The organism is Kitasatospora sp. HPM-01-4 (genome assembly GCF_051374625.1).
GTDB lineage: Bacteria > Actinomycetota > Actinomycetes > Streptomycetales > Streptomycetaceae > Kitasatospora.
In genome coordinates, this window is record NZ_JBPQGP010000005.1 from 8,586,767 (window position 1) to 8,599,969 (window position 13,203).

Annotated in this window: 12 protein-coding genes; 6 read left to right on the forward strand and 6 right to left on the reverse strand. The window is 72.8% G+C overall.

Annotated elements, in window-relative coordinates; all coding sequences use genetic code 11:
* Positions 1-152 precede the first annotated feature (152 nt).
* Positions 153-1,787, forward strand: coding sequence for a sensor histidine kinase (locus ACSMTC_RS37040; RefSeq protein ID WP_436564134.1), 1,635 nt, complete (start codon positions 153-155; stop codon positions 1,785-1,787).
* 42 nt (positions 1,788-1,829) lie between these two features.
* Positions 1,830-2,477 (forward strand): response regulator transcription factor, encoded by a 648-nt coding sequence (locus ACSMTC_RS37045; protein WP_436564135.1) that lies wholly within the window; start codon positions 1,830-1,832, stop codon positions 2,475-2,477.
* 30 nt (positions 2,478-2,507) lie between these two features.
* On the opposite strand, the gene ACSMTC_RS37050 is transcribed toward ACSMTC_RS37045, so the two are convergent.
* Complete coding sequence (locus tag ACSMTC_RS37050) at positions 2,508-2,858, reverse strand: hypothetical protein (protein WP_436564136.1); 351 nt, start codon at positions 2,856-2,858, stop codon at positions 2,508-2,510.
* Between the two features lie 206 nt (positions 2,859-3,064).
* Between ACSMTC_RS37050 and ACSMTC_RS37055 the strand changes: the two genes are divergently transcribed.
* Entirely contained in the window at positions 3,065-3,895 is an 831-nt protein-coding gene (locus ACSMTC_RS37055; protein ID WP_436564137.1) for an MIP/aquaporin family protein, read from the forward strand.
* A gap of 51 nt (positions 3,896-3,946) precedes the next feature.
* Here the strand turns inward: ACSMTC_RS37055 and ACSMTC_RS37060 are convergent, their stop codons facing one another.
* A complete protein-coding gene (locus ACSMTC_RS37060) occupies positions 3,947-4,726 on the reverse strand; it encodes a hypothetical protein (RefSeq protein WP_436564138.1) in 780 nt (259 codons plus the stop codon).
* A 216-nt stretch (positions 4,727-4,942) separates the two neighbouring features.
* Here ACSMTC_RS37060 and ACSMTC_RS37065 point away from each other — a divergent pair, with 216 nt between their 5' ends.
* Positions 4,943-6,778 carry a flavin monoamine oxidase family protein gene (locus tag ACSMTC_RS37065; protein WP_436564139.1) on the forward strand — a complete coding sequence of 612 codons (1,836 nt, stop codon included), beginning with the start codon at positions 4,943-4,945 and terminating at the stop codon, positions 6,776-6,778.
* Between the two features lie 231 nt (positions 6,779-7,009).
* Here ACSMTC_RS37065 and ACSMTC_RS37070 read toward each other — a convergent pair whose 3' ends face one another.
* Positions 7,010-7,828 (reverse strand): NlpC/P60 family protein, encoded by an 819-nt coding sequence (locus tag ACSMTC_RS37070; RefSeq protein ID WP_436564140.1) that lies wholly within the window; start codon positions 7,826-7,828, stop codon positions 7,010-7,012.
* 564 nt (positions 7,829-8,392) lie between these two features.
* Between ACSMTC_RS37070 and ACSMTC_RS37075 the strand changes: the two genes are divergently transcribed.
* Positions 8,393-9,295, forward strand: a complete 903-nt coding sequence (locus ACSMTC_RS37075; protein ID WP_436564141.1) for a hypothetical protein — start codon at positions 8,393-8,395, stop codon at positions 9,293-9,295.
* A 437-nt stretch (positions 9,296-9,732) separates the two neighbouring features.
* Here ACSMTC_RS37075 and ACSMTC_RS37080 read toward each other — a convergent pair whose 3' ends face one another.
* A complete protein-coding gene (locus ACSMTC_RS37080; RefSeq protein WP_436564142.1) occupies positions 9,733-9,972 on the reverse strand; it encodes a ferredoxin in 240 nt (79 codons plus the stop codon).
* A complete protein-coding gene (locus tag ACSMTC_RS37085; RefSeq protein ID WP_436564143.1) occupies positions 9,969-11,177 on the reverse strand; it encodes a cytochrome P450 in 1,209 nt (402 codons plus the stop codon). Before ACSMTC_RS37085 ends, ACSMTC_RS37080 begins: the two co-directional genes overlap by 4 nt.
* 287 nt (positions 11,178-11,464) lie before the next feature.
* Between ACSMTC_RS37085 and ACSMTC_RS37090 the strand changes: the two genes are divergently transcribed.
* Entirely contained in the window at positions 11,465-11,866 is a 402-nt protein-coding gene (locus ACSMTC_RS37090) for a pyridoxamine 5'-phosphate oxidase family protein (RefSeq protein WP_436564144.1), read from the forward strand.
* Positions 11,867-12,049: 183 nt separating this feature from the next.
* Here the strand turns inward: ACSMTC_RS37090 and ACSMTC_RS37095 are convergent, their stop codons facing one another.
* Positions 12,050-13,084 (reverse strand): MDR family NADP-dependent oxidoreductase, encoded by a 1,035-nt coding sequence (locus ACSMTC_RS37095; protein ID WP_436564145.1) that lies wholly within the window; start codon positions 13,082-13,084, stop codon positions 12,050-12,052.
* Between the last annotated feature and the right edge of the window lie 119 nt (positions 13,085-13,203).

Genomic DNA, 13,203 nt, shown 5'->3' on the forward strand with positions numbered 1-13,203 from the left:
GGACCGTGGCCCCGGCCCCCTGTGCGGACCGTGGCCACCCGGGAGCGGGGCGGTCCTCCACGGAGCGGTCCGCGTGATCCGGGACTTTCGTCGTACTCGGCCGAGACCAAAGACAACCGCGCATTTCGGCCGGTTTGGGTACCCTCGCCCGGGTGGCGAAAACGGCAGAGCTCTGGACAGCAGCACGGAAGCGTGCCCTCCCCGGTCCCTGGGGCAGGCGCGAGTACCTCCGCGAAGGAGCCCCCGCACTCCTGCTGGCACTCCTCGGCGGCCTGTTCGCGCTGGCCGATCCGGTCAGCCCGCTCGGCGCGCTCGCCGTGGCCCTCGCCACCGTCGCGCTCTACCTGCTGCGCCGCGGACTCCCGCTGGCGGTCCTGCTGCTCACCGCGGTGGGCCTCGGAGCGTTCGGCGGCTTCGCCCCGATGATGGTCGCCGCCAGCTGGTCGGCCGGCTACCGGACAGCCAGGGCCTGGACCCTCACGGCCGCCAGCGCGGTGGTCCTCGCGGCCTCCACCGGGGTCTCGCTCTGGTACAACATCGGCCTGTTGCCGCGCAAGGGACTGATCGGGCTCAACCTGGCGGTGTTCCTGCTGTTCGTGGTGCTGCCGGCGGTCTTCGGCCGCTACCGCGCCCAGCGGCGCACCCTGCTCAGGACCCTGCAGGAGCGCAACGACCAGCTGCTGCGCGAGCGCGCCATGATCGCTCACCAGGCCCGGCTGCGCGAACGCCAGCGGATCGCCCAGGACATGCACGACAGCCTGGGCCACCAGCTCGCGCTGATCTCCGTGCACACCGGCGCCCTGGAGGTGGACCGTACGCTGACGGAGCGTCAGCGCGAGGGGGTGGCCGTGCTGCGCCAGGCCGCCGTGACCGCGATGCGCGAGCTGCGCGAGACGGTCGGCCTGCTGCGGGACGAGAACGCGGTCGGTGTGGCGGGGTCGAAAGGCGTGGTCGGGCCGGGCGGGGACACCGGTGCCGCCGGCGGCGTGGAGGCGATCGAGCGGCTCACCGACGACTTCCGGTCCGCCGGGACCACCGTGCGGCTGACCCGCTCCGGCGATATCCGCCCGCTCGCCGCCGCCACCGGCCACGCCGCCTACCGGATCGTCCAGGAGGCCCTGACCAACGCGCACAAGCACGCCCCGGCCGCGCCGATCGAGGTGGCCCTGCGCTACGAGCCGGACGCGCTGCTGGTCGAGGTGGTCAACAGCGCCTCTGCCGCGCCCGCCCAGGGACCGGTGGTCAGCGGCGGTCAAGGCCTGACCGGTCTGCGGGAACGCGCCCGGCTGCTCGGCGGCATGGTGCACAGCGGCCCCACCCCCGAGGGCGGCTTCCGGCTCGCCGGGGTCCTGCCGTACGAGGGGACCGGCCGCCCGCCCACGGACGACCCCGACCTGCCGGAGGCCCCGCCGCCGGCACCGCCGGTCCGGCGCAGCCCGGCGCTCGGCTGCGCCGTCGCGGTGGGCCTGGCGAGCCTCTCCTTCCTGGGGCTGCTCGGCTTCGGCGGCTACATGCTGGTCCAGTCGACCGACGACGCGACGCTCAGCCACGAGGTCTACGACTCGGTCGAGGTGGGCCAGCCGGAGGGCGCGGTCAGGGCCAAGCTGCCGCGCGGCAGCGACTTCGTCACCAGCGACTACCGGAAGAAGGGGCCCGATGCCCCGGCCGGGGCGTCCTGTCTCTGGTTCGCCGCGGAGCAGCCGGACAACGACCTGACCGGCGAATACGTGAGCCGGCTCTGCTTCCGCGATGGCGTACTGATCGAAAAGGTGCACTACCGTGCCTAGGTGCAGCCAGCAGACCAGCACCCGTGCCCAGGAGGCCAAGCAGTGATCCGAGTCCTCGTCGCCGACGACGAGCCGCTCATCCGCGCCGGGATCCGGCTCATCCTCACCTCCGCCGACGACATCGACGTGGTGGCGGAGGCGGCCGACGGCCGCGAGGCGCTGGACCTGGCGCGGGCGCACGCGGTGGATGTGGTGCTGCTGGACATCCAGATGCCGGTGATGGACGGCCTCACCGCGCTGGCCGAGCTGCCGAGGGCGGTGCCCGGCGCGCGGGCGCTGATCCTGACCACCTTCGGCGAACGGGAGAACGTGCTGCGGGCGATCACCGCGGGCGGAGCGGGCTTCCTGCTCAAGGACACCGCACCGGGCGAGCTGATCCAGGCGGTGCGGGCGGCGGCCGGCGGCCACGCCTTCCTGTCGCCCGCCGCCACCCGGCACATCGTGGACAGCCTCGCCGCCGGGCAGAGCGCCGTCCGGGGCGAGGCGGCCCGGCGGCGGCTGGCCGCGCTCTCGGCGCGCGAGCGAGAGGTCCTGGACCTGCTCGGTGAGGGCCTGTCGAACGCGGATGTGGGCGGCCGGCTGCATATGAGCGAGGGCACGGTGAAGACGTATGTGAGCCGGATCCTGGCCAAGCTGGAGTGCGACAACCGGGTGCAGGCCGCGCTGCTCGCCCGGGACGCCGCGCTCTGACGGCCCCGCCGGTGTCCGCCGGTGTGTCCGTCAGTGCCAGAAGCCGTGGGTGCCCGCCCGGCTCTGGTACCAGGCCCAGATGGCCAGGGCGGCCACCTGTACCAGCAGGAGCAGCACGTACAGGAAGCCGGCCAGCCCGGTTCGGCCGGCCGGCGCGCCGGGAGCGCTCGTGAGCCCGGGGGCCACCCGGCGGACGTCCTCGGCGTGGTAGCGCACCACCGTGTGCGGGCCCCAGGCGCTGTCGGCGGTGTCGGTACGGAACCGGACCCCGTTGGCCACCGCCGTCTCGTGCACCGGGCCGACCCCGGGCCACAGCGTGCGCACCTGCGGCACCGTCAGCCAGCCGATCTCCTCGCCGTCCACGCCCAGCCCCCTCCGCACCGGTCCTCACCCCGTCATGTCATGACAGGCCCGGCGCACTTCAGCGTCAAGGGGGCGCAGATTCAAATCCTGGCGCCCCTAACACTGTTGACGGGTGGACCCCGCCCCCATGTAGCCCTGCCTGACGGGCAGCCGTCCGCGCTCTGAGTACACGATGAGGAGGACGCCGACGGCCGGCCCGGCCGACAGGACCCTCGGGAGTGCAGATGGCTGAGCGATCGGAGCAGGGACCGGGATGGGGACTGGCGGGAGAACTGTGCGCGGAGTTCACCGGCACCATGGTCCTCATCCTGTTCGGCGTGGGTGTGGTGGCGCAGGTCCTCGCGGCCGGCCTCGGCGACCACGACAGCATCGCCTGGGCCTGGGGATTCGGCGTCACCCTCGGCGTCTACGTGGCGGCCCGGATGAGCGGCGGCCATCTCAATCCCGCGGTCACCGTGGCACTGGCGGCCTTCAAGGGCTTCCCCTGGCGGAAGGTCGGCCCCTACGCCCTGGCGCAGACGGCGGGGGCGTTCGTGGCGGCCCTGCTGGTGCGGTGGAACTACACCGAGGTCCTGGCCAAGTTCGACCCGCACCACTCGATCAAGAGCCAGGGCGTGTTCTCGACCCTCCCCGGCAACGGCGGCTTCCCGGTGAGCCAGCTGGGCGCGCTGCGCGACCAGGTGATCGGGACCGCGATCCTGGTGCTGCTGGTCTTCGCGGTCACCGACGTGCTCAACGATCCGCCCCGCGCCAACCTCGGCCCCTTCATCGTCGGACTGATCGTGGTCGCGATCGGCATGGCCTTCGGGACCAACGCCGGCTACGCCATCAACCCGGCCCGTGACTTCGGCCCCCGGCTGGCCAGCTACCTCACCGGCTACGGCCACGCCTGGCGGGACCAGTACGGCAAGCTCTACTTCTGGGTGCCGATCGTCGGCCCGCTGATCGGCGGTGTCGTCGGCGGGGCCTTCTACCAGTTCATGATCGGCAGGTTCCTGGTCAAGGGCGGTGTGCAGGAAGTCGGCCGTGCCCCGGCCCCCGACACCGCCGGCTGAGCCCCGGCGGCGACCACCGGGAGGCCGGCCCCTGGTGGTTAACCGTTGTCCTCAGGAGGCTTCGGCCGCCTCGGCGTCCGCGGCCGCGGCCGTCCGGGTGAGGACGGCCTGGACGGTGTCGAGTTCGACGGTGAGCTGGTCCCGGAGGGTGGGCAGCAGCGCGAGGGCGGCGCGGGCGGCGTCCGCGCCCGGGTCCGGGTCGGCCTGGGCGGCGGTGATCGCGGTGCGCAGCGGCATGGTGGTGAGAGCGGTCTCCCAGGCGGTCCGGTGGACTCCCCGCGCGTAGCGGGCGGTCAGGAACTCCAGCGGGTCGAGGGCGAGCCCGGCCGGCTCCCCGGGGGCGGCGAGGCGGTGGCTGGGGAGCAGCCAGGCGATACCGTCGCGGGCGATCAGATCGAAGGCCCGGCTCTCGTCCGGTACGGACCAGGGCCCGTCACCGGCGGTGGCCTCGGCGAGCAGCCGCTCCAGCATCGCCTCCTCACGGGGGTCGGCGGGACGTTCCGGATGCGGCTGGTCCCCGATCACGTGTTCAAGGTGGTAGCGCTGACCCCAGCTGCCGATCCGGCGCCGCATCGCACCCGCGCGGGTCTCCCGGATCGCCGCCAGCGCCAGCGCCCGGGTGGTGAGGTCCCGTCGGACCAGTACCTCCGTGCCCGGGTCCGTCACCCGGCCGAGCTCGGTCTTGATCGCGGCCACCGAAGGTCCGTCGTACCAGCGCAGGGTCCAGCCGCAGCGTTCGGAGTCGTACCAGGTCTCGATCGGGGTCCGGTGGCGGGTGCCGAGCCGTTCGGCGAGGCGGCGCAGGCGTACCTCAAGAGAAGGGGTGGGCATGGGCAGCACAGTAGCGATCGGCGCGGTGCGTGGCGCGTAACGGCGCCGGGGGTCGGCCGGCGCCCACCCGTGGTGATCGCTCGGACGGGTGAGGTCTGCCCGGCCATGGGTCGTCACTCACTCGAACGGGTGAATTGCCATACTGCGGCGTGACCTTGCAGTACTCCATCAGTTGCCTCGGATGTTGTCCAAGTGACTATGCGATGGAGTGATTCCGTGGATCTGCCCACCGATCTGTCCACCAGTCAGCCGTCGGCGAGCCGGCGGCGCGGCGGGGTCTCCCGTCGGACGCTGTTCGGTTCGGCCGCCGCCGCGGCCACTGTGGCCGGGGCAGCCGGACTCGTCGGCCGGCCGGCGACGGCCGCCGTGCCGACGGCCATGCAGCGCGGCGGTGCGGACGAGCACCAGTCGCGCGACCTGGCCCGGAAGATGCTGATGGTCAGCGACGACGAGCAGCGCGACCTGACGCTCGACTACCTGAGGATCCTGATCGACGGCAAGCTGCCGCCCCGGGCCGCGCGCAAGAAGGTCCTGGTGGTCGGCGCCGGGGTGGCGGGCATGACCGCCGCGTACCTGCTCAAGCAGGCCGGGCACGAGGTGGTGGTGATCGAGGCCAACGCCAGCCGGACCGGCGGCCGGGTGAAGACCTTCCGGAACATCTTCGACGACAGGCAGCTGCACGCCGAGGCGGGCGCCATGCGGCTGCCGGACTTCCACCCGATGGTGCTGTCGCTGGCCGACAAGCTGGGCATCGGGCGGCGGCTGTTCTACAACGCCGATGTCTCGCCCGGCGCCAGGCCGGTGGGCGAGGTTCCGCCGGTGGTCTACCGTTCGTTCACCGGCGAGGTCTGGACCAACCGTCCGGGCGACGACACCTTCCAGGCGCCGACGGCCAACTTCCGCACCTGGATCTCCGTCAACGGAGCGCGCAGCACCCGCGCCGCGTACGCCAAGTCCCCTCGTGCGATCAACCGCACCTTCGGCACCGACCTGGACGCCACCACCACGGCGGCGGTCAACGAGGCGTTCAAGAGCGTCACGGTGCCGGACGGACCGATCGCCGACCGGCTGGCCGCCTGGACGGGCATCTTCCAGAAGTACGCCGACTACTCCACCCGCCGCTTCCTGGTCGAGGAGGCGGGCTGGGACGACCGGCGGATCCAGGCCGCCGGAACCCTGGAGAACATGACCTCGCGGTTGCACTACTCCCTGGTGCCGACGCTGATCGACCACGCGGTGATCAGTCCGACCAACCGCTACTGGGAGCTGGAGGGCGGCACCGCCGTACTCACCGACAAGCTCGCCGAACAGCTCAAGGGCGAGCTGCGGATGGGCCGTCGGATGACCCGCCTGGTGCAGACGGACAGCGGGGTGCGGATCGAGACCACCGCCGAGAGCGGCGGCGAGGAGTCCTGCGACGGCGCGCCGACCGCCCCGACGGAGGTCTTCGAGGGCGACTACGCCATCGTCACCATCCCGTTCAGCGCGCTGCGCTTCTGCTCGATCGAGCCGCTGATGTCGTACCAGAAGCGTCGTGCGGTGACCGAACTGCACTACGACTCGGCGACCAAGGTGCTGCTGGAGTTCAAGAACCGGTTCTGGGAGGAGGGAGCGAACGGTTTCACCGGCGGCGGCTGCGTCTCCGACAGTGCCAGCAGGTTCACCTACTTCCCCTCGCACTCGCCGCAGGGATCGAAGGGCGGTGTGGTGCTGGCCTCGTACACCTGGTCGGACGACGCGATGCGCTGGGACTCGCTGACGCCGGGCGAGCGGTACGCCTTCGCGCTGGACGACATGGTGCGGATGTTCGGGCCCCGGGCCCGTACCGAGTTCACCGGGGTGGGCGCCACCCAGTCCTGGGCCCGGGCCCGTTACGCGCTCGGCGAGGCGGTGATGTTCACCCCCGGCCAGGTGCACGAGCTGCACCCGGCGGCCCGGACCGTCGAGGGCCGGGTGCACTTCGCCGGTGAGCACACCAGCCTGAAGCCGGCCTGGATCGAGGGTGCTCTGGAGTCAGCCGTGCGGACCTTCCTGGAGGTGCATCCGCGCTAGCGGTTGCTCCTGGTCGTGCCGGAGGCGGTGAGCGGGGGCGACCCCTGGCTCACGGGTCTTCTTCGGCCGCGGGCCGGCAGGTTGCGAGCGGGCGCTACGGACATGGTTCCTCCCTTCGACAGGCGGACGCGTGACCGGATGGGCCATGCGCATGACACGCTAGCCATGTTGACGGCCGCTGGGGAAGAGTGCCTACCCGATTGAGTAGCCCTTCGGTAGTCGAAGGGCTACTCAGGGTAGCTCGCGCGGGGTGCCGGTGTGCAGGGGTGGGCGGAGGGGGCGGAGGATGCCGTCATCCGGGGCGGAGGCGGCAGGGGCGATGATCTTGTCGTACCGGAACGGCAGGTAGTTGCGCGTCGTCAGAAAGGAGCGGGAGTAGGTCGACTGCCGGGCACGTGTGCCGCTGTGCGCCAGCTCCAGGACCACCGCGGCGGAGTGCGCCGCATCGGCCCACTCCTTGAACAGGACGACGTGCTGATCGATCTTGTCGATCATGTCACCGGCCCGCAGCTCGCCCAGGCCGCCGAGCCGGGTGGCGAAGTCCGGCAGAGTCCAGGTGGTCTCGCCCCAGTTGTTGGCGGCGCTCGCCGGCAGGTTCCAGGCCATCGAGATGAAGCCGGAGCAGTCGGTCCGGTAGGTGCCGGAGCTGTCCGTGTAGTGCACGCTCGCGCTGTACGGGACGCCCTCCGTCACCCAGCTCTCCGCCCTGGCCAGCACCTCGCTGCGGGAGATCGGCTGACCGGCCTGCCCCTGCGGGTCGGTGACCGGATCGGAGGGGATGCCCGCGACCGCCGCGCCCACGGCGAGCTCCTCGGCCGTGGCGGTGGTGGGGTCGGGGACCGTCGGCGTGAAGGGGGAGAGCCCCTTCGGCGGCGTAGGGGCGCCTGGTGCGGCGGGCCGGGCGGAGCCGGAGTGCGCGGTCGGCGGTAAGCCGGCGCGGGCCCCTGTGGTGGCGGTGTGCGAGAAGCCGTGCGCGCCCGTGCTCAGGCAGAGGGCGCCGGCGACGGCGATCGACACGACGGCGGGCTTGCGGGTCATCGGCTTGCGCATGGGAACGGTCTCCAGTGGCGGTGACGGCGGAGGCTCATTCGAGGCCGCGCATATCGGCGCCGGAGACGGCTGCGTGACCTCCACCGGACGCGGCTCGAACCGCCGGCCGCTGACCCCCGATCGGAATCCGATGATCGGAGGACTCGCACGGGTGCCCCGTCCGGCGCGCCGTCGGACGGACGATTGGCTGCGGTCGGTAACCCGGACGAACGACCTGATGCCGTGTCGGACCTCAGTGGCGGCCGGGACTCGATGGCCGGTGCTCGGTCGCGGCGCCGGCGGCTGCCGGGGGGACGGTGCCCACCGGGGCCGATGGGCACGGTGGCGGGCCGGGGGGCGGCCTGAAGCGACGGTGCTGTGCACTTCCTCTCCTCGTTCTCACGGATTTCTCCGCTGCCCTCTGGTAATCAAGGGTTCCCCAAGAGAAGGTAATGCCAAGGTCTGACAGTTCCGGGATTCGGAAGGCCGTCGAGGTGGGGGTGGGGCGGGTTTCCGCGACCGCTGTGACGTTTTGGCCCCTGTCGCGTTGATGGCTGAGGGAATGTGGGTGTACGGAGGTTCGGGATGGTCGCGAGCAACTGTGACTGCGCCGGTGGCGGCGGAGCCGACGACGGCGCCCATGCCGGACGGCGCGCCGTGCTGGGTCGGGCCGAGGACGTGCGGTGGGCGGCGGGTGCGGTGGTGGCGGGGCTGGCGGTGGCACACGGCTTCGGGAACTTCTACGCGCTGACCGCCCGTCCGGAGGCGGCCGTCGTCAGGCGGGTCAATCTGATGAGGGGTAGACCCGCCGGGCAGTCCGGCAGCGTGACCACCGCTCCGGCACGGATCCCGCTGCTCTTCGACTGGGCCCGGCTGCCCGACGGGATCGGCCACCAGGCGGTCGCCGCACTGATCGACGCACTGTTCGCCCTGGGGCCGTTCGGCTTCCAGGGGCCCGCCCCCGCCCATGTGCCCGGCCATCTGACCGCGATGGACGGCGGTCGGCGCACGGTCCGGGTGATCGCCCCCGGCTACTCCTGCCCGTCGAACGACTTCCTCTCCCGGGCCGTCTCGGGAACCCGCGGTGACCTGCTGTTCATCGCCTCGGCCAGCCGCTCCCGGTCCGCCGGTGCCATCGAGGAGCCCGCGCACTGGCGGGCGGCGGGGCTGCGCTCGGAGTTCGGCCGGGAGGCCGGGGTGCGGGTGCTGGAACACGCCGACGAGCAGGTCGCACTGCGCAACTACCCGCTGCACGAGCCGATGTCCGCCTCCGTGCTGGCCTTCCACCGGACCGACGGCGTCGACGAGCACGGCCGGCCGCGCCTGGTGCTCCAGCGGCACGGCTCGCTCCCGCCGGAGCGGATCCGGCAGACCGCCGAGCGCTTCGGCTTCGGTCTGGCGCTCGGCCCTGGTGCGCAGCAGCGGTTGGCGAAGCGTGAGTACGACGGTGCAGATGCCGGAGGACGTCCGAACGGACTGTCCGACTGAACCGGGCGGCGGAGCTCCTCCCGCCGTCTCACCGCCGTTCGGACCATCTCGTCCGGGGGAGTTCGCGGCATCCTGAGAGGCCGGCGCGGGCCGGTGGATGCGAGGGCGGGGGTGGCTGCGCCCGAGACACCGCTCCCTGGTGGAGAGGAAGTGCCGGACCGACCGCATACCGCTCGGTCTGCTGCGCCGACTGCGGTTCTACGGCCGCCCGGTGGCGGCGATGCGCCCGGCGGCTCGCCGCTCGACCTCGGTGGTCCGATCCGGGACGGTTCGCCTGACGTCCGGGCGATGAGGAGCCAGGGTGCGTCAACAGCCTTGGCCCGTCCGGCGGTTGCGGTGTCCGATGGGCAGCGCCGGCCGGGAGTGGTCCGCCCGTGACGGGTGCCGGACGGCCGACGCCGCCGCACCGGGGTGCGGCGGCGTCGCAGTCGGGCCGCTCAGTACCGCGGGGCCACCACTTCGCCGGTGGCGGCGGAGAGAACGGTGATGGCCTCGACCGGGCACAGCTCCGCGGCCTCGGCCAGGTTCGGCAGGCCGTCCGAGACCGGGCGCCGCGGCCTGGCCCGGCCGTCCGGCCCGAGTTCGAGGTCCAGGGGAGCGGTCCGGGCGCAGGTGCCGCTGCCCACGCAGCGGGTGCCGTCCACCCTGACGACCAGCTCCTGCCCGTCGGCGCTCACCAGGCCACCTGCAGTGCGGCCGGGCTGCGGGTCAGCAGGCCGCGCCGCCAGGAGATCTCCTCGACCGGGTCGGCGAGCCGCAGGCCGGGCAGCCGCTTCGCCAGCTGGTGCAGGCCCAGCTCCAGCTCCATCCGGGCCAGCCAGGCGCCGAGGCAGTGGTGCGGTCCGGCGCCGAAGGTGAGGCTGGGCGTGCCGAGCGGGGCGAAGTGGTCGAGCGTGTCGCTCGGCGGGTAGACCTCGGGATCGTGGTTGGCGGTCCGCACGTCGGCGGCCACCACGCTGCCGGCCGGGATGGCCACTCCGCCGATCTCCAGGTCGGCGACCGCGCGGCGCAGCAGGCCGGGGGCCTCGGTGGCGTCGCTGAGCGGAACGGCGCGCAGGAGCTGCTCCGCGGCGGCGGTCGCGCTCTCCGGATCCGCCCCGATCCGCGCCCAGGCGGCCGGGGACTCGGAGAGCAGCTGGACCAGCGCGTTGCCGAGCGAGGTCATCGTGGTCTCGTGCCCGGCCACCACCAAACCGCAGACCAGCGCGACCAGTTGGCCCTCGGTCACACCTTCGGTCGCGTCCGCCGCCAGCAGCAGGCTGCTGACCAGGTCCTCACCGGGGCTCTTCCGGCGCTGGGCGATGAGCTGCCCCGAGAAGGCGTAGAACTCCCGCATCGCCTCCCGGACCTGCTCGGCGGGGTAGGCGGAGGCCGAGAGCGCGTGGTCGCTCCAGTGGGCGAGGCGCTCGTGGTCGATGCCGTCCAGGTCCATCAGCCGACTGATCACCGCGACCGGCAGCGAGCGGGTGAACCCGGCGACCACGTCGACCGGCGAGCCCGAAGCCTGAAGGCTGTCGATCAGTTCCTCGACCACCGTCTCCACCCAGGGGCGCCAGCGCTCGATCGCCCTTGGGGTGAAAGCGCGTTGGACGGTGCGGCGCAGCCGCTGGTGCTCGGGGCCGTCGATGTTGAGCAGACCCTCCGGGTCGTCCAGGAGGTTCGGTCCGGTCGAGGTCGGCGGCGCGTCCGGTGCGAACAGCGTGGCGCGGTCCAGCCGTGGATCGGTGAGCACCTGGCGGACGTCCGCGTGCCTGGTGGCCAGCCAGACCGGGGTGCCGTTGGGCAGTGCGGCCAGTCTGGGCGGTCCGGGCTCCGCACGGCGCAGGCAGTGCAGTGGGATCAGCGGCTGAGTGGATTGGGTCTCACCGTGCTCGACGGTCATTCCGTCCTCCTCGCGGTCGGGGGAGGGCACGCCACGTCTGCGCGCCGTTACCGACGGTAACTCGTCAAGTCCCGGTCAGGAAGAGCGTGAACCGGCCAATGGATCATCTGATGTCGGCCATCCCGGGTGCGCCTGGGCCGCCGCCGGTCCGGGCCGGACGCGGCGGCAGCGCGGACGGCCGGGCCGGGGCCGGTGGCGGGGGCCGGTACCCGGCGGGAACGGGAGACGGGCAGGGGAGTTCGGCAGGGGCCCGGCGGGCGCCCAGGTGCGGGACGTAGCATGCCGGTATGCCTCATGACCCGCGTGCCTTGGACGAGAACCTGCTCAGCTTCTGGCGTGAGTACCATCTGTGCACCCTGACCACCCTTCGGCCGGACGGCACCCCGCACGTCGTCCCGGTCGGCGCGACCCTCGACCCGGAGACCGGCACGGCACGGGTGATCAGCGGCCGGAACAGCCGCAAGGTCCGCAATGTGCTGGCCGCCGGGCCGTCCGGGCTGCGGGTGGCGGTCTGCCAGGTGGACGGGCCGCGTTGGTGCACGCTGGAGGGCATCGCGGTGGTGAGCGACGAGCCGGACCGGGTCGCCGAGGGGGTGCGCCGCTACGCCGAGCGCTACCGGCCGCCGAGGGAGAACCCGGAGCGCGTGGTCATAGAGATCACGGTGGACCGGGTGCTCGGCCGGGGCTGAGGCCGCCCCGCCCTCCGGCGGCTCCGCGACGGGCACTCGGCCTGGTGTCGCGGTACGGTTCCGGTGCCACACGGGCCGTCCCGCACCGGCCGAGCGGGTCGGTCACGACCGTCCCGCACCGGCCGAGCGGGTCGGTCACGACCCTGCCGGGCCGGACCTCACGGTGTCGGCTCGTCGGTTCCCCTACAGTTCCACGACGACGGTCCCCAGCTGGCGTCCTTCGATGACCTGCAGCAGCGCGTCCGGTGCGTGGTCGATGCCGGTGATGCGGACGTGGGGGAAGGTGATGTCGCCGGACCGGAGCCAGTCACCGAACCGTTGGAGCCACTCCGGGCGCGCCTCGGGATCGTCGTCGGCGCTGTAGCCCCGCATGCTGATCCTCTTCAGCAGGAAAGGGAAGGAGTCCAGCTCGACCGGGGCGGTCCGCCCGGTACCGCGGGGCGCCAACTGCCCCGACAGGGCGCCGATCAGGACGAACCGCGCCCCTTCACGGGCCGCCGTGACCGCCGCGCGCAACTGGTCACCGCCGACGCTGTCCAGGAAGACGTCGATGCCCTGGGGAGCGGCTTCGGCCAGTTGACCGGCGATGGGCTCGTCGGTACCGCGGACCAGGGCCGCGTCGTACCCGAGTTCACGGACGAGCCGTTCGGCCTTCTCCGGCGAGCCGGTGCTGCCGATCACCCGGCCGGCGCCCAGCAGCCGGGCGATCTGACCGGCCATCGAACCGATCGCGCTGCCGCCGGCCGAGACGAACACGGTGTCGCCGGGCCGGATGCGCACCCCCCTGGTCAGCGCCGCATAGGCCGTCCCGCCATGTCCCAGGTAGGCGACCGGGTCCGGCAGGGTCCCGTCCAGCCGGGTGCACGCCGCCTCGTCCACGACGGCGTACTCCCGCCATCCCAGAAAGTGCGAGACCAGGTCACCGGGGCACAGACCGCTTCCGGCGGGCGCCGAGACGACCTCGCCGACCGCCTCCTCCACCAGGGTGTCGCCCGGTCGCAGCGCGGGGAACGGCACGCCCCGCACATCCTCGGCGCCCTGGCTGACCATCATGCGCAGGGAGGCGGAGACCCGGAAGAAGCGGTTGCGGACCAGCAGTTGGCCGGCCGCCGGGCGGGGCAGCGGGATCTCCACGACATCGAAGTGCTCCGGGCCGGGCAGGCCCTCGGGCCGGGCGGCGAGCCGGACTTCACGGCAGGTCGGCGGAAGGTCGGACATCAAGTACTCCTCACAGCGGCGAAATCGCGGGGCCCGGGCGGCCCTCCCTCACGATGACCCGCGCCGTGGGCGCGCCCCAGCCGGAGGCGGATCCGCGCCGAATTCCGACACCGATAGGC